This window comes from Pseudoalteromonas sp. P1-11 (assembly GCF_001399995.1).
In the GTDB taxonomy this organism is placed as follows: domain Bacteria; phylum Pseudomonadota; class Gammaproteobacteria; order Enterobacterales; family Alteromonadaceae; genus Pseudoalteromonas; species Pseudoalteromonas atlantica.
This window is the reverse complement of the sequence record NZ_LJSP01000001.1, coordinates 40,469-57,069: the sequence shown is the minus strand read 5'-3', so window position 1 is coordinate 57,069 and position 16,601 is coordinate 40,469. Positions and strand designations below refer to the sequence as shown.

The 16,601-nt window shown below is 42.1% G+C and carries 16 protein-coding genes; 9 read left to right on the top strand and 7 right to left on the bottom strand.

Annotation, left to right across the window (positions count from 1 at the left end; translation table 11 throughout):
• Positions 1-15 precede the first annotated feature (15 nt).
• From AN390_RS00265 to AN390_RS00240, 6 genes are all read right to left on the bottom strand, one after another.
• Positions 16-3,138 carry an efflux RND transporter permease subunit gene (locus tag AN390_RS00265; RefSeq protein ID WP_055252612.1) on the bottom strand — a complete coding sequence of 1,041 codons (3,123 nt, stop codon included), beginning with the start codon at positions 3,136-3,138 and terminating at the stop codon, positions 16-18.
• Positions 3,135-4,670, bottom strand: a complete 1,536-nt coding sequence (locus tag AN390_RS00260) for an efflux RND transporter periplasmic adaptor subunit (RefSeq protein ID WP_055252610.1) — start codon at positions 4,668-4,670, stop codon at positions 3,135-3,137. The genes AN390_RS00265 and AN390_RS00260 overlap by 4 nt, the downstream gene beginning before the upstream one ends.
• Before the next feature lie 4 nt (positions 4,671-4,674).
• Positions 4,675-5,997 (bottom strand): TolC family protein, encoded by a 1,323-nt coding sequence (locus AN390_RS00255; protein WP_055252608.1) that lies wholly within the window; start codon positions 5,995-5,997, stop codon positions 4,675-4,677.
• Between the two features lie 262 nt (positions 5,998-6,259).
• Positions 6,260-6,625, bottom strand: coding sequence for a hypothetical protein (locus AN390_RS00250; protein ID WP_024031447.1), 366 nt, complete (start codon positions 6,623-6,625; stop codon positions 6,260-6,262).
• A 63-nt stretch (positions 6,626-6,688) separates the two neighbouring features.
• Positions 6,689-7,297, bottom strand: a complete 609-nt coding sequence (locus AN390_RS00245) for a paraquat-inducible protein A (protein ID WP_055252606.1) — start codon at positions 7,295-7,297, stop codon at positions 6,689-6,691.
• Positions 7,298-7,299: 2 nt separating this feature from the next.
• Positions 7,300-8,565: an EAL and HDOD domain-containing protein gene (locus AN390_RS00240; RefSeq protein WP_055252604.1), complete on the bottom strand. Its 1,266-nt coding sequence runs from the start codon at positions 8,563-8,565 to the stop codon at positions 7,300-7,302.
• Between the two features lie 145 nt (positions 8,566-8,710).
• On the opposite strand from AN390_RS00240, the gene AN390_RS00235 reads away from it, so the two are divergent.
• The 3 genes from AN390_RS00235 (at position 8,711) to AN390_RS00225 (ending at position 11,036) form a co-directional block, all read left to right on the top strand.
• Positions 8,711-9,469 carry an ABC transporter substrate-binding protein gene (locus AN390_RS00235; protein WP_055252889.1) on the top strand — a complete coding sequence of 253 codons (759 nt, stop codon included), beginning with the start codon at positions 8,711-8,713 and terminating at the stop codon, positions 9,467-9,469.
• Between the two features lie 69 nt (positions 9,470-9,538).
• Complete coding sequence (locus AN390_RS00230) at positions 9,539-10,105, top strand: alkylphosphonate utilization protein (protein ID WP_055252603.1); 567 nt, start codon at positions 9,539-9,541, stop codon at positions 10,103-10,105.
• A 115-nt stretch (positions 10,106-10,220) separates the two neighbouring features.
• Positions 10,221-11,036, top strand: coding sequence for an META domain-containing protein (locus AN390_RS00225; RefSeq protein WP_055252601.1), 816 nt, complete (start codon positions 10,221-10,223; stop codon positions 11,034-11,036).
• Positions 11,037-11,079: 43 nt separating this feature from the next.
• Here AN390_RS00225 and AN390_RS00220 read toward each other — a convergent pair whose 3' ends face one another.
• Positions 11,080-11,919, bottom strand: coding sequence for a 23S rRNA (adenine(2030)-N(6))-methyltransferase RlmJ (locus AN390_RS00220; protein ID WP_055252599.1), 840 nt, complete (start codon positions 11,917-11,919; stop codon positions 11,080-11,082).
• 238 nt (positions 11,920-12,157) lie between these two features.
• Here AN390_RS00220 and zapB point away from each other — a divergent pair, with 238 nt between their 5' ends.
• The 6 genes from zapB to AN390_RS00190 all read left to right on the top strand — a co-directional run bounded on the left by zapB (position 12,158) and on the right by AN390_RS00190 (position 16,601).
• Positions 12,158-12,388 (top strand): cell division protein ZapB, encoded by a 231-nt coding sequence (zapB, locus tag AN390_RS00215; RefSeq protein WP_024031454.1) that lies wholly within the window; start codon positions 12,158-12,160, stop codon positions 12,386-12,388.
• The gene (locus tag AN390_RS00210; RefSeq protein WP_004587640.1) at positions 12,388-12,690 is read left to right on the top strand and encodes a cell division protein ZapA; all 303 of its coding nucleotides are present in this window, start codon (positions 12,388-12,390) and stop codon (positions 12,688-12,690) included. The genes zapB and AN390_RS00210 overlap by 1 nt, the downstream gene beginning before the upstream one ends.
• A 62-nt stretch (positions 12,691-12,752) precedes the next feature.
• Positions 12,753-13,775 (top strand): MBL fold metallo-hydrolase, encoded by a 1,023-nt coding sequence (locus AN390_RS00205; RefSeq protein WP_055252597.1) that lies wholly within the window; start codon positions 12,753-12,755, stop codon positions 13,773-13,775.
• Positions 13,776-13,811: 36 nt separating this feature from the next.
• Positions 13,812-15,290, top strand: a complete 1,479-nt coding sequence (locus tag AN390_RS00200) for a LysM peptidoglycan-binding domain-containing protein (RefSeq protein ID WP_055252596.1) — start codon at positions 13,812-13,814, stop codon at positions 15,288-15,290.
• A gap of 67 nt (positions 15,291-15,357) precedes the next feature.
• On the top strand, positions 15,358-15,846 hold the full coding sequence (locus AN390_RS00195) for a peptidylprolyl isomerase (protein WP_024031457.1): 489 nt from the start codon (positions 15,358-15,360) through the stop codon (positions 15,844-15,846).
• 26 nt (positions 15,847-15,872) lie between these two features.
• Positions 15,873-16,601, top strand: coding sequence for an SDR family NAD(P)-dependent oxidoreductase (locus AN390_RS00190; protein WP_055252593.1), 729 nt, complete (start codon positions 15,873-15,875; stop codon positions 16,599-16,601).

Here is a 16,601-nt window from a genome sequence, read left to right as displayed (position 1 = left end):
CACAAAGAACAACACCTATTGACTAATATGCTGCTTTTTCCACAGTAAATACACCGCAGGTATAACCAATAACGTAAGTATAATTGCGCTTAGCATCCCGCCTACCATCGGCGCAGCTATTCTGCTCATCACTTCGCTACCGGTGCCGGTGCCGTATAAAACGGGTAATAAGCCAGCAATAATGGTAGCCACCGTCATCATTACGGGGCGCACTCTTAGCCCTGCACCTTGCATAATAGCGTGTTGTAGCGCTTGTAAGTTAAATGCAGTTCCAGTTTGCTCGCACTGCTGGCGCTGCTCTGTATAAGCTTGGTTTAAATATACAAGCATTATGACGCCTATTTCTACGGCAACACCGGCCAATGCAATAAACCCTACACCCACTGCCACCGAAAAGTTAAACGCTTCAAAGTACATTAGCCAAATGCCGCCCACCATAGCCAAAGGAAGGGTGGCAATAATAATAAGTACTTCGCTTAGGCATTTAAAATTAAGGTATAGCAGTATTACAATAATCGCGAGTGTAAGCGGGATCACATAAGTAAGCTTTGCTTTTGCGCGTTGCATGTATTCGTACTGCCCTGCCCAAGTAATTGAATAACCAGCGGGTAATTGTAGGTTATCGCCAAGTACTTGCTGAGCTTGTGCTACATAGCTGCCAATATCACTGCCTTTAATATCAATTAAGCTCCAGCCATTTAAACGCGCGTTTTCGCTTTTAATACCGGTAGGGCCATCTTCAATAAATACATTAGCAACATCGCCAAGTGCAATATGTTGGCCTGAAGGTGTAATAATAGGTAATAATTTTAAATCTTCAGGCGAAGCACGAAAGCTCTGCGGGTAGCGTAAATTTACCGGGTAACGCTGTTGCCCTTCAATTGTTTCAGTCACGTTTGAGCCGCCAATTGCAGTAGCTACAACCTGTTGTATGTCGGCTATATTTAGATTATACCGTGCTGCTTTTTCGCGGTTTATATCCACTTTAATATAACGCCCTGTGGCTACACGCTCTGAGTACACTGAGGCTGTGCCGGGCACATCTTTTAACAATTGCTCAATTTGCTGCCCAATGTTTTGAATTTCTAACAAGCTTGGGCCCGCAATTTTAATACCTACGGGCGTTTTAATACCGGTGGCAAGCATATCAATTCGCGTTTTTATTGGCATAACCCACGCATTTGTAAGGCCCGGTAATGCAACTAAGCTTTCCAGCTCTGCTTTAATTTTTTGCTTCGTCATGCCCTCTCGCCACTGTGATTTGGGCTTAAATTGAATAAAGGTTTCAATCATTGTCAGTGGTGCTGGGTCGGTAGCGGTATCGGCGCGCCCTATTTTACCAAATACAGTTTTTACTTCAGGCACAGAGGCTATGAGCTTGTCTGTTTGCTGTAAAATTTTTCGCGCTTCACCAATAGAGAGCCCTGGGTAAGTTGTTGGCATATACATTAAGTCGCCTTCATCTAGCAAAGGAATAAACTCACTGCCTATTTTGTTTACCGGATAAAAGCCTATAACCGTCACTATAAATGCAATAAATAACGTACTTTTTGGAAATTTAAGTACGGTAGCTAACAGCGGTTTATACCCTGCAACCAAGGCTCTATTAACTGGGTTTTTATGCTCAGCAATGACCTTACCCCGAATAAAGTAGCCCATTAGCACCGGCACTAAGGTTATAGCTAAGCCGGCAGAGGCTGCCATCGCATACGTTTTTGTATAAGCAAGCGGGGCAAACATGCGCCCTTCTTGCGCCTCTAAAATAAATACAGGCATAAAACTTACAGTGATAATGAGCAAACTAAAAAATAACGCAGGGCCTACCTCGGTGGCCGATTTAGTCACTATTTGCCAGCGGTTTTGCTTGGTCAGTGGCGTTTTTTCCATGTGTTTATGCATGTTTTCGATCATTACGATAGCACCATCTGTCATAGCGCCAATAGCAATAGCAATCCCGCCTAACGACATAATATTAGCGTTTACACCTTGCCAATACATCACAATAAAAGCCATTAATATACCCATAGGCAAGGTAATAATAGCCACCAGCGATGAGCGCACATGAAATAAAAATACCACGCACACTAAGGCTACAATAATGAGCTCTTCAAACAATTTACTACTTAGGTTATCGACCGCGCTTTTTATTAACGTGGAGCGGTCGTAAACCGGAATTATTTCAACCCCTTCGGGTAACCCTTGTTTTAAAGACTCAAGTTTTGCTTTTACCCGAGAAATCGTTTCTTGGGCGTTTTCGCCATAACGCATCACCACAATGCCACCCGCAACCTCGCCCTCGCCATTTAGCTCTGTAATGCCTCGTCGCATTTGTGGGCCTAAGCGTACATTTGCTACATCTCGTAATTGTAATGCACTCCCTTGGGCGTTAACTCCTAATGGAATGGCTTCTAAGTCGGCGACGCTTTTAATATAACCTGTGCTGGTTACCATGTATTCTGCTTCAGCCATTTCGATTACTGAGGCGCCAGTTTCTTGATTACCTTGGCTAATTGCAGTTTGTATCAAACTAAGAGGAAGGCCATAGGCACGCAACTTAACGGGGTCTACAACCACTTGGTACTGCTTTATCATGCCACCTACAGCAGCCACCTCAGATACACCTTCAACGCTTTGCAGTTCAAATTTTAAAAACCAATCTTGCAAGCTACGAAGTTGGCTAATATTGAGCTGATTTGTTTTATCGACTAATGCATATAAATAAACCCAACCCACTCCTGTGGCATCGGGCCCAAGTTGTGCCTTTGCACTTGCCGGCAAGCGGCTTTCTACCTGACTTAAATACTCTTGAACGCGGCTTCGGGCCCAGTAAATATCGGTATTTTCATCAAAAATAATATACACATACGAGTCGCCAAAAAACGAAAAACCACGCACTGTTTTAGCACCAGGCACAGACAGCATTGCCGTGGTGAGCGGAAAGGTAACTTGGTCTTGCACTACTTGGGGCGCTTGGCCTGGGTAGCTGGTTTTAACAATTACCTGTACGTCCGATAAATCCGGAAGCGCATCAACGGGTGTCTGTTTAACACTGTAAATACCCGCGCCAAATACAATAATACTCAGTAACAAAACGAGAAAACGATTAACAACCGACCAGCGAATAACAGCAGCTATCATAATGACTCCCCATGCATTGAATGATGAGCTGCGCCTTTGTCAGTAGGATGCTCGGCAATTTTGCTTATTACAAATTCGCCCTCAATAATGCTAAATGTAAAATGAACCTGCTGTTCAGGGGAAAGCGCACTAATATCAAGCTCTTTAGCAAGTATAAAGTCCATAGTAGCAGGGCCTCTGTTCCATTTAGCAATAGCCTCTCTACTAATATTAATAACCCGCTGCGCTGCGTTTATATTATTTATGGTTCCCATTACTGTGGCTGTTTGAACCACTTCAGCCTTGTCCATCTCCATGTTAGGCATGTCGCTCATGGCGTGAGTGCTTGGTGCGCTCATACGCTTAAAGTCCGAGTCTTTACTCGACTCAGAGTCTATTAAAAACTGCGCAGCAGTCACAACACGGTCTTCTTTGGTAATGCCCGATAAAATAGCCACCTCATGGTGGCTAATTTGCCCTACTTTTACCGCCACCGATTTAAAACGCCCATCGCCTAGAGCAAGTACTACTCGGTTTTGTGCGCCTGTACGAATAAGCGCTTGCTTAGGTATAACTAGTTGCGGTGAATCACTGTGTGTGTGAATACTTACTTGGGCAAACATATTAGGTTTAAGTAGCCCTGCGGTATTTTCAAAACGCAGCCTTACACGTAAAGTGCGATTTTTAGCATTCAGCGCTGGGTAAATGTAATCTACTACGCCCTGCCACTGCTTACCTTGAATGTAATCAAGGGTCATTGTAACGGGAAGCCCTTTGCTCACTAAAGCTGCTTGGCGCTCAAATATTTCTGCCTCTACCCATACTTGATCTAATTTAGCGATGCTCATCATTGAGGTGCCGGGCTTAACATAAAAACCTTCACGTATATTAAGCTCATCAAGCACTCCACTTTGGCGCGCGTAAAATGTAATGTTTTGCATCACTTTTTTATTTTTTTCTAAGCGCTTAATAAAGCCATCAGACACATTTAGCGACTCTAAACGCGCCTTAGCAGCCCGGATCAATACGCTGTTTTTTCTATTTACTGCGAGTAAAAATTCTTCTTGTGCGTTCACAAGTTGAGGAGAGTAAAGTGTGTAAAGAGGCTCACCGGCACTAACGGGCTCTCCTTGCGCTTTTACAAATAAAGTTTCTATCCACCCTTCTACGCGGGGGTGAATATGGGTTAACTGATCTTGATTGTATTGCACATAACCGATTGTTTGAATATCACTTTGCAGTGTTTTCAGTTGCACTTTACTGGTTTTAACGCCTAAGTTATTAACCACTTCAGGGGATATTTTTATAGTACCTGGGCTGTCGTTTTCAGCGTTTGCATATACAGGCACCAGCTCCATCCCCATTGGTGATAGCCCTGGTTCATCGCGCCTATAATTACTGTCCATGGGAGCAACCCAATACAGCGGCTTCGTTTTTTTATTATCAGCGGTTGTGGCTAAGTGCTCAGTGTCATCAATCAACCAGCGATTAGCAATAAACATTAACGTGGCACCAATAAGCAGCGCTACAAGGTATTTTAAGTTAGTTTTCATTGTTTTATCCTTGTAACTCAGCCATTACTAGCGAGTCTAAACTGGCTGCGTAATAATTTAAGCGAGCAATAATTATGTGTTTGTCTATTTGAATATTAAGGGCATCTATTTTGGCGTTTAGCTCACTAATACGCGCGCGCATAACATCAGAAAAGTCGCCATCGTCACGGGTATACGCGTTTAAAGTAGCCTGAGCTTGCTGCGACATTTGCGGTAATAACGTGTTTTGATAAAGCGTATTGCGCTGCTCAATTCGCTCAAGCTGACTAACCTCTTTAAAGTACTGTCCTTTTAAGCTTTGTAGCGCCACGCGTTTGTCGGTTTTAATGGCCTCTGCATTAGCAATAGCCGCATTAACTTGCTGATCTTGCCTGTTATCGGTAAATAAAGGTAAGTCAATACTCACCCCCACCGAAAGCAAATCAGCACGCGACTCACCAGCTTGGTTATCAGCGCGGTAGCCATAACCCATATTTACGCCAAGTTGTGGCTTATAACTTTGTTTAGCAAGGCTCACTTGTGTGCGTTTAGCGGCTATACGTTGATCTATAGCCACTATAGAGGGATGCGCCATAAGTAACTTAATGAGCTCATCAAAGTCTAAGCTATTAAATTGGGTAAGCGGGGCTGGCGCTGTAAAAGTTAGGCTTAATGGTTGGCGTAATATGCTCTGTGGTAACCACTGGGCTAACCCTTGTTTAGCGGCATCTAGCTGCTGCGCTAATACAATCAGTTTATCTTCAAGGCGTGTGAGCTCCAATTGTGAGCGAATAATATCTTGCTGACGGGTTTTACCTAAACTACTGGAGTAACTGGCTTCGGTAACTTCAATTAACTGGCTAAACAATGCTTTATCTTGTTCAATTAACGCAATACTTTGCTGTGCTCTGTAGGCATTTAACCACAGCTCCATTACCCTCGCTTTTACTTGCGCCTTTCGCTGCGCCCTAAGCCACGGCTGCTCAAGTGCTTCTTCTTTTATTGCTTGTTGGCTAAGTGCTAGGCTATTACCACGGCTAAAGCTTTGGCTTATACCCAGTTTTAACTGCGTCATGTTTTCTTGATCAAACGCAAAGCCATCTACGGGTACGCTTTGCAAACCTATGCTTAATACGGGGTCTGGTAGAGTACCTGCAGCAATACTTTGCGCAGTGGCGGCGGCTTGCTTTTGCTCACTGGCGCTCAGCCATGGCTCGTTATTGAGCGCTAGGTTTATGGCATCCGTTAAATTAAGGGTTGATGCTTTTGCTATGGCATCACTATTAAATACAGCACCAAATAAGGTGGCGCTCAGTAATACAGCTTTAAAAATTACAGTGCGGGTCATTGCCTGCTCCATCTAAAATTAAAAATAAAATCTTAAATTAACAAGCAGAACAGGCGCTTTAAGCGAATATAGCTAAATTTCACTCATACCAATGGTGTTGAGTTATTAGTTATTTATAGCGACAGTTAAATAGAGTGATAACAAGGCATAAATATCGACATGTAGTTGCTCTACACGAGAGGTTTATAACGCTGTTAACGCTTTATTTGGCACGCTAAATGACTAAATAATCAAGTCGATTGGTATCACACCTATCCTGCGTTTAAGCAAACATAGGAGGGCGATATAAGGTATTACTAGGTGGGGAGGAAATACCGCTATTAAGCTGGGTAACTTTTTCACTCGATAACGAAAAAGCAGTAAATAAGGCCGGGGACGTTAAAATAGAGCTGCTTCCACAGCCATTTATTGGGCAATGACAATCATTTTGAACATCTGCTTCATCACTGCAGCAATCCATTTCCATCATACCTGTATGCAATTTACTCTCGCTCATTACATGTGTGGCATGCTTTGCTGATAGGCTCATATGTGGCATTTCGCACTGCTGATTTACAGACGCAACGGCTTGCCCCACAAACGTGAGTAGCATCACAACAACGAGTAAATTTGAGTAAAAACGCTGCAAAACAAAGCCTATTAAGTAAATTACCCAGTAATAATATTTGAGTTATTGAGCTAACTCAAATAATTAATTTTCTTTTTTAGGTAGTGTAATTAAGCTACTCGCTAAAATAGCAAAAATACAATAAGCACTAAAATACCAAAATCCCTCACCAAAAGTGCTATGCATAATTAGTAAGTCGCTACTTTGACCATGAGCATTGCCTGCCAAATAAGTCACTATTAACGCAATAACAAACACATCCACCATGCTCCACTTGCTCAGTGCGCAAATAAACACACCTAACTTATTTTTAAATGCGCTGGCCGACAAGCAGCAATACAGTAATTGCAGCAATAATTTTAAGCTTGGGATCACAATAGAGAACAACCCAACTAACGCCGCTACAAATAAATTATTATTATTAGCTAGCTCGTTTACGGTTCCCCAAATGCTTTGTGTTTTGCTATACGCGTTTATTTCACCCTCTAATTTATCAAGTCCCAACATACTAGAGAACATCATTAACATACTGCGAGTACGGCCATCGCCTTCCTCAGCCAGCATTTCTATGCCTGCTTTGGCGAGTTGCGATTTATCAATGTTGCCCTCAATCGATAATACAGGTTTGGTAACACCAGGAAATAACAGCCCTAATGCAACCACAATACTTAAAATAGATAACCAATTACGCATATTTATTCTGCAATAGCCTCAATAATTTCGTCACTATACAACAGTGCATCAAGAACATAATTAAAAATATGACCTATATGCAAATCACTGTTTATTGCCGGCATTAACACCGCTATTTTATCCATTTCATCTAGTTCAAACGCCCTAATAAGCGCAAGGCTTTGCCCTAAAATGCCCTCATTGTTTAATAATGCCTGAGCAATACTTTCATCTAGCGAAAACTCTTTAACAATCGCTTCAAGGTCTGTATCTAAAATTGCATCCATCACAGAAAACAACCCAACCAAGTAGCCCTGACCAACCATTTCTGCGTGGTTTTGCCCTAGCAATAGCGCAATAAACTGCGCTCTGGTCAAGGCAAGTTTTGTGAGTTCTGAGGGCTTATCGGCGCCTAATTCGCTCAGCGCCAGCACGCGTACCAGTTGCCTTATGCTGTCTTCTCCTAAATACACAACCGCTTGCGAAATAGAAGTAATGGTTAATTTAGTACTGCCCGAGCGGGCATTCGCTAATTTCAATACTCGCGCTGTAATTGCCACATCTCTGGCTACTTGTTTTTGTATTTCATCAAAGCATAAAGATTCTTTTGCCGTAAAGCGCAGTAAATCAAACACAATCAACTTACCCGGCTCCACATCTTTGTAAGTGATCATCTCTGGGCGGGCAAAAAAGTAACCCTGAAATAAATCGCAACCGGCTTGTTTTAACGAGTGAAATTGCGCATGGGTTTCTATGCGCTCAACAATAATTTTTGCATGCGGATTAGCGCGTTTAATTTTTTTTATGCGCATATTGGTTTTAATTATTACATCGTCCATTTCAATTTTAATGTAATCTACATGCGCAAGTAATGGCGCCCATTTATCGTCGCCATCGTAATCATCTAGGGCAAACTTGTATCCCTCTTGCTTGAGCGCTTTCACGCGCTGAGTTACCTCAGCTATTTTGTTCGTACGCTCAACGATTTCTAACACACAATTTTGTGGTACTAACAATTTAGGAAAATTTTCTAAAATAGTGGCTGAAGAAAGGTTAATAAACGCTAAATGATGCGCTGTAAGTTTGTCTGGCCCTAGCATCATCAGTGTATTAAAAAACAAACGGCTGGTTGCTTGCTCATCAGATGTTCCCACAGGAAATGCATTATGGGCTGAATCACGATAAAGCAGCTCATAAGCAAACACATTCTGCTGCGCATCAAAAATAGGTTGCCTTGCAACAAACTGTGTTATCTTTTGCCCGTTCTGTAGAATATTTGTGGGATTCACTTAATAAAAGCCTATCTAATTTGACGTTGTTTATTACAATTAGGTTATACACTGTAATTCAACTGCTATGAAGATTCTAGAATCATTGCAAGCTGAGTTAAATTACATAACGCACAAGGTTAAAAGTTTAGCAAAGGTTACGTATTTGTATTTTTTAAAGTTGTTTTTATCCATATTTATTTTGCATCTTGCTACGTTTGCTCATGCCCAGCAAAACCAGCCAGAACTAAATTACAATGTCAGTGCGTCAGGTAGTCACTACCCTTTTTACACCGGCAACCCAGAAAAACCCGGCATTTTGCCAGAAATAATCACCGCTTTAATGGCGCAAGCAAATATTACCGCCAATCACGTTGAGCTCCCCACTAAGCGAATTACCAAATACTTAGAAAACGGCATTATTGATTTTGATGTAATTTCTTTAAAATGGTTAGCGCAAAGCGAGCGAGATAACCCTTACTATATTTTTTCAGAGCCGCTGATCCCCGCAACCGAAATGATTGTCGCACTGCCTGATAACGTCGCACAGTATCAAACTAAGCAAAGTTTATACTCTAAAGAGGTCGGTACAGTACTTGGCTACTACTACCATGATGATGCAAAATTTAACCGCGTCGATTTTCCCTCTGAAAAAGAGCTAATGATTGCATTATCTAAAGCGCGCATTAATGTTGCCATTATAGGTACTCATACCGCAGCGTATTGGTCTAAACAACTAAATATTAATACTGAGTTTGGCGCCCAGCATTCCCATGGTTATTTAAGAGTGCGTTTACTTGCTAAGCACAAAGCGTTACTGCCTAAAATTAACCAAGCCCTTGCACACTTACATAGCAGTGGTTACATAAAACGCATTGAAGATAAATACATTAACCCAATACCCGCACAAAATTTAAGGGATTAGTATCGCCGCCTACCTTTGCTAGGGTATAATACGGCCAAATGTAAACCTTTTCCTATATAAGAACGCCTTATGAGTATTGAAAAAGCCTTAATCGAGCGCAGTAATAACCAGTGTGAATTATGCAGCGCAACCGAGCATTTATCTGTTTACGAAGTGCCTCCTGTTACCGAAACCCATTCAGACAAATGCATTTACACCTGCCAAACCTGTAAAGATCAAATAGAAAACAACAGCGAGCTTACCCCAACACATTGGCACTGTTTAAACGACAGCATGTGGAGCCAAACACCTGCCGTACAAGTAGTGGCTTACAGAATGCTAACGCGCTTAGCTGTTGATAATGGCTGGGCACAAGATGCGCTCGACATGATTTACCTAGAAGAAGACACCCTTACTTGGGCCAAAAAAGCCCTTGCTGAAGATGACGATATAAAACACGTAGACAGTAACGGCGTAGTGCTACAAGCTGGCGATACGGTTACTTTAATTAAAGACTTAGACGTTAAAGGTAGTAGCTTGACCGCCAAACGCGGCACAGCAGTACGCAATATAGGCTTAACAAATAACCCTGAACATATTGAAGGGCGAGTAGATGGCCAACGTATTGTTATTTTAACAAAGTTTGTAAAAAAATAGCGTTAAAGCATTATGTTAAGGCGCATTAGCGCCTTTTTGTGCCTAAAAAAATTAAGCCATGATTAAGCTCCTCCCCCCTACACTTACCAGCAATATAGGAATAAGGAGCGCAAGCATGGCAAAGCAGCAATTTAGGTTTCAAAAACGTACATTTACTGGCTTAGGTTTATTAGCCCTAAGTGCACTCACATTAGCGGGCTGTGAAAAACCAGCTAACGAATCACAATCCACAGTACAAGAAAAAAGCGTTATGGGTTTAACCACGCAAGTGAGCTATAAAGATCGCAGTATGCCACGCCCTGGCTCACAACTAATTGTAACGCTATCTGATGTGTCAAAAGCAGATGTAAAAGCCGAAATAATTACGCAACAAGTAATTGATATAAATAAAGCGCCGCCGTATACCGTGGAGCTAGCTTATGATGACAACAACATTGTTGATAAACACCGCTATAACCTCACCGCTAGAATCATTAATAAAGACAAGGTTCTTTATACCAGCACAATGCAGTACGACCCTTTTAAAAATGCAAACTCGGGGATTCTTCACGAAATTGAGCTTGAAAAAGTCGCCTCACCTAAAAGCGATGTTACCCTTGCAAATACATACTGGAAAGCCGTTACAATTAACGCGCAAACAGTCAGTGTAAGAACAAAAGAGCCATTTATACAATTTGATAAAGATAACCGCGTTAACGGCTTTTTAGGGTGTAATAATGTCAGTGGTAGCTATAGCACAGAGCAACATTCAATTTCGTTTAGCCAATTGGCAAGTACAAAAAAAATGTGCTCACAAAGCATGGAGCAAGAAGCGGCTATGTTAAACATGCTCAATAACACGCAAAAGTGGGCTATAGAAGGCGAGTCTTTAGAATTAAAAGATAACAGTGGCAACACGCTTGCCACCTTTAATGCGGTTTATTTTAATTAAATAAAAGCCCAGCTGGGCTTTTACTTTACATAATGGCAGGCAGTTATTCGTCGACTAACTGCTCGCTTCTATAAAACCCGCTAGGCTCACTTAAAAGCTCAACTAACTCAGGTAATATGCTGTCCATAGTTTGTTTTAATTTCCACGGTGGGTTAATAACAATCATGCCTGATGCCGTCATACCGTGTACGTCAGTATCCGCTTGCGTGCCTAACTCAAATAATTGAATATTACGCATTCCCGACTCAATCAGCCCTTGCTCCATTGTATTGATTCGCTCTCTATCAACAACGGGATACCAAATCATATATGTGCCGGTAGCAAAGCGCTGGTGCGCCTTAACTAGTGTGCTTACTACAGTATCGTAATCGTCTTTAATCTCATAAGGTGGGTCAATAAGCACACATGCACGGCGTGAAGCTGGCGGAAGTAGCCCTATTAATCCGGCAAAACCGTTTTCGCCACGTACGCGAATAGAGCGCTTACCTTGCATGTTTTGCTCAAGTAACTGCAAATCGCGCGGGTGTAATTCAAAAAACCAGCCTTTGTCTTGACGACGTAAGTAATGCTCAGCAATTTTTGGCGAACCGGGGTAAAACGCCAGTTCATCCCCATCATTAAACGATTTAATTAATGCAATATAATCGTTTAGCGCTTCGTGTTTACTGCTATGTTGCCAAAGCTTAGCAATGCCCTCTTTGTATTCTTGTGTTTTTTGGGCATCAGATGAACTTAACTCAAAAAATCCCGCACCTGAGTGGGTATCAATATAATCGAGGGGTTTATCTTTAATGGTTTGATATTGAAGTACCTGTGCAAGTACTAAATGTTTAAGCACATCGGCAGGGTTACCTGCATGAAAAGAGTGTCTGTAACTAAGCATTGTTAATTTTCGCTATACGCAATTTAATATCGGCAGTGAACCATAAGCTCTGTATTTTGGCAACCTATACACCGCTTTGCGAGCAGTTAAGTGAACCATTTATGAACAAAAAAGCCGCTACCCTGAATTATCACTTAATAAACAATAAAATTGTGCTAAAACCACCGTAAATGCTGGCAAAACAACACACTTTGCTTTACATTTGCATGACATTAATTACAGTTATATGAGCGCCTTTATGAACAACACAACTCTTCAACAACTCGAACAACTGATTGACTCGCTTATCGAGCGCAACAACCAATTACAAACAGATGTTGCTAGCTTAAAAGAGCAAAACGCAAAACTAAGCGACGAAAACGAAATTTTACAACTAGAAGCCCTTGAAAACGAAGAAAAGCAAAAAGATGCCAGCTCTACGTTAACAGGCTTACTTGATAAACTACAAAGCGCACAACAGGCAAGCTAATGTCTGAGCTGCAAAACCAGCGGGTCACAGTTGAGTTGCTAGGTAAAGAGCAGCAGTTTGCATGCCCGGTTGGGCAAGAAGATGCATTAATAGCAGCAGCACAAAATTTAAATGACTTGGTTGAGCAAACAAAGCAACGCTCATCAGTTCGCAACGAACAACAGGCGATACTTTTAGCAGCACTTACACTTAGCCATGAGTTGCTAGAAGCTAAAACGCATGCCAGTGTAGAGCAACAGCAACAAGATCAACTCATTGATAAACTCAGCCAATGCTTGGCGAGTGACCCAATAAAAAAATAAAAAGCGCCCCGTGCGCTTTTTGTTTATTATGAGGGTAAATAAATGCTGCGCAGAGACACACAATGACATTAAAACCCCTTTTAGTAACTGTAATCCCCGCCCTTTTTATTACCCTTAGCCTATTTTCTCACTCTAGTAAGGCAGCGGTTACTTGGCAGCAAATAAACGAAAATGTACAATTTTTAAAACAACAAGATAAGTTACGTTTTTACGATTCAAACCAAGTGCTCATGGAGGGCGAGCAATGCGCACTCATGGTAGATGCAAGCGGAAACTTTGCAGCCGTTGAAGCACTGGCAAAACAGTTAAAAAAACACCTTAAAACCCCGCTCTGTTATTTAGTTGCGACTCACTTTCATGACGACCATTTACTCGGCATGGCCGTATTACAAAATGCCTTCCCAAAAGCGCAGCTAATAGTGCATAAACAGGTAGCCGATAACTTTGCCAAATACCAACAGGCTTATGATGATAAGTTAGCAGGCTATGAAAAAAGTATAGAGCTGAGCTATCAGCGCTTAGCCACATTGCCCGAGCAACAGCAAGCACAGTGGCGCGAAAAGCTCTCTTTAGCTAAACAACGTTTTTTACGTTGGAAAAACTATCACTTAAAATCACCTAGCACCGTAATCAGCGAGCAACAAAGTATTGATTTAGGTAGCTTTGCGGTACAAATAACACCCGAAAAAGCCCACACAAACGGCGATTTAACACTTAGCACCAATAATGGCACGCTGCTAATAGGCGGCGATATTGTTGACTGGTTACCCTACCCAGGCCACGGCCAGTTACAAAATTGGCAAGCCTTGCTCAAACGCTATATTAATCAGCCTAATTTGCGTACAATACTTCCCGGCCACGGCGGGGCGCTTGAAAAAGCGCAACTTAAGCAGCCTTTATTGTTTTTAACAAATTTAATAACCCATGTTAAAAACAATAAAAAACAAACGCTTGAGCAACTTACTGAGAGTTTCCCTGCGGATGTTTTAGCACCATATAAACAAGAAGCGTTAAATACAAAGTCGAGCCAGTTATTTTTACAGGCTGGGCTTAAGCGCGCCCAGTTAATTGAGCACGCGCAGTAGTGTTATAAAATAAAGGATTGTAGATAAGAGATGAAGATGCGTGGATTGCTTGTAAGTTGTGTAATTATTTTTTTGTATGGCTGTAACAGCACACAAACACAACCCGAAACAGACGCACCACAAATTTTTACTCACTTTGAGCCAAGCTACGAAAACCAAATAGAGCTTGAGCCTGTACAGCCAAAACAATTACAGCAAGCCAATACTGCGCCGCCGGTAAAGGCAAAAAAAACAATTGTAAAAAAGCGCCCCGCCAAAGCTAAAAACCTATGGGTGCATATTGCCAACAACCTACATTTTACGGTGTATCAAAATCGCGCCTTAAAAAAGCGTATTAACTGGTATTTAAAACAACCTAACTATTTACCCACGTTAAATAAACGCGCCGCGCCTTATTTGTATCATATCGTAAAAAAAATTGAGCAAAAGCGCCTGCCTATGGAGCTGGCTTTACTGCCCTTTGTAGAAAGTGATTTTAGACCCACCATTGCCTCATCGCAGCAAGCAGTAGGTGTTTGGCAGTTAGTGGCCGCCACAGCGCATCATTTTGGGATTAAATCCGATCAGTGGTATGACGGCCGACAAGATGTACTTGCCTCCACCGATGCCGCACTTGAATACCTCAGCTATTTACACAAACGCTTTGATGGCGACTGGCTACACGCCCTAGCGGCTTATAATAGTGGTGAGGGGCGTGTTAAACGAGCCATTGAGCGAAATAAAAAGCGCGGTAAAAGTACCGATTACTTTTCTCTAAAGCTGCCAAAAGAAACGGCCGACTACGTACCTAAACTGTTAGCGCTAAGCTACTTAGTTAAACACCCGCAAAAAGGCTTTAAGCGCCCTAAACTGGCTAATAAACCAATAACAACGCAAATGAATGTTGGCCAACAGTTTGATTTTTCGGTCATCGCTAAGCTCTCTGGGGTTGGCTCAAAACAGTTGCACGCGCTTAACCAAGGCTATTTAAAAAATCAAAGCTCACCTAATGGCCCCCACTCATTGCTTTTACCTATCGGCCAAGAAGCACTGTTGAAAAGTCAGTTTTTTAAGTCTAATTTTGCAGGCGAATACATCGTTAAAAAAAATGATACGCTATACAGCATTGCAAGGCGCTTCAGCATGTCGGTAAACGCGTTAAAGCAGCTCAATGGCAAACAAAATAATATGATAGGCATAGGTGAAAAACTGCTGGTTGGACAGCCTAAAACGCTCCCAAAATCGCTCACTATAGATTATCAAATTAGTCCTTATTTAGAGCCACAAGAAGTCGTGATCCCCACTCTTGAAATAGACTATGAAGTAAAACAAGGCGATAGCTTGTGGAGCATTAGTCAGCTTTACGAAGTGCCGCACAGTGATTTAGCTAAATGGAACAACTTAAGTGCCTCAAGCATTTTAAAGCCTGGCACGCAATTAACGCTATTTATTCCCCAGGCAGAAAAACCCAAACAGCCGCAGCAAAAACAAGATTTACTGCAAGATCTACAAAAATCACTTATTCAACCACGCTGAGTTTATAAAGCTCGGTATTTCGCGTAAAATCGGCTTTTAACTTAGTCAAAAACTTAAAGAGACAAGCATGCAAATTAGCAAAAATTCAGCAGTTGAATTTCATTACACATTAAGCGAAGCGGGCGAGCAACTAGAAAGCAGTGTAAACCACGCGCCTCTTAGCTATATTCATGGCAGCGAAGGCATGCTTCCTGGCTTAGAAAAAGCCCTTGAAGGCAAAGCCGCAGGCGATAAGTTTAGCGTAACACTTGAGCCAAGCGAGTCATACGGTGAGCGCGTTGACGATTTAATTCAGCGTATTCCGCTTAAGCACCTACAAGGTGACGTAAAAGTGTGGAAACCAGGTATGACTGCGATGGTGCACTCAAACCAAGGCCAACACCAGGTAACATTAGTTAAAGTAGGCCGCTTTAATGCAGATTGCGATTTAAACCACCCGTTTGCAGGCAAAACGCTAACGTTTGATTTAGAAGTGGTATCGGTTCGTGAAGCAACCAGTGAAGAGATTTCGCATGGCCATGTTCACGCTGAAGGCGGCTGTGGTCACTCTCACTAATCACACACCTTAAATTAGGAGCATGTATGTCTAAGGTTGCTATTGTTACAGGCGGTACAAAAGGCATTGGATTAGCGGTTGTAAAACGCTTTATTGAAAATGGCTACACGGTGCACAATCTGGATATTGAGTACAGCGAGCTGGGGGTTTTTCACCAATGCGATGTGAGTAATGTTAGTGCTGTAAAAGCCTGTATTACGGCCATATGTAAACAAAGCTCACGCATAGATGTACTTGTTTCTAACGCAGGTAAACACCTCAGTGCTAGCATTGAGGGTACCGATGAGGACACTTTCGATGCATTATTTGCATTGAACGTTAAAGGGGCCTATGCGGCTGTACAAAGTGTACTACCCAGCATGAAAGCGCAAAACAATGGCGCCATTATTTTAATAGCCTCAGATCAGGCAATAATTGGTAAACCTAACTCGTTTGCCTACAACCTGACAAAGCATGCTCTTGCTTCTATGGCAAAAACCACAGCGCTTGATTACGCCCAATTTAATATTCGCGCGAATGCGGTATGCCCAGGGACAATAGAAACCCCTCTATTTCACAACGCGATAGATGCTTATTGTAAAAAAAGTGGGGCTAACAAGGCCGATATAGTGGCAGAAGAGGCAAGCCTTCAACCGCTAAACCGCCTAGGACAAGCTGATGAAGTTGCCGCGTTAGTTAGCTTTTTAGCAAGTGATGATGCAAGCTTTATAACCGGTAGCCTACAACATATTGATGGCGGCTATACCACACAATGA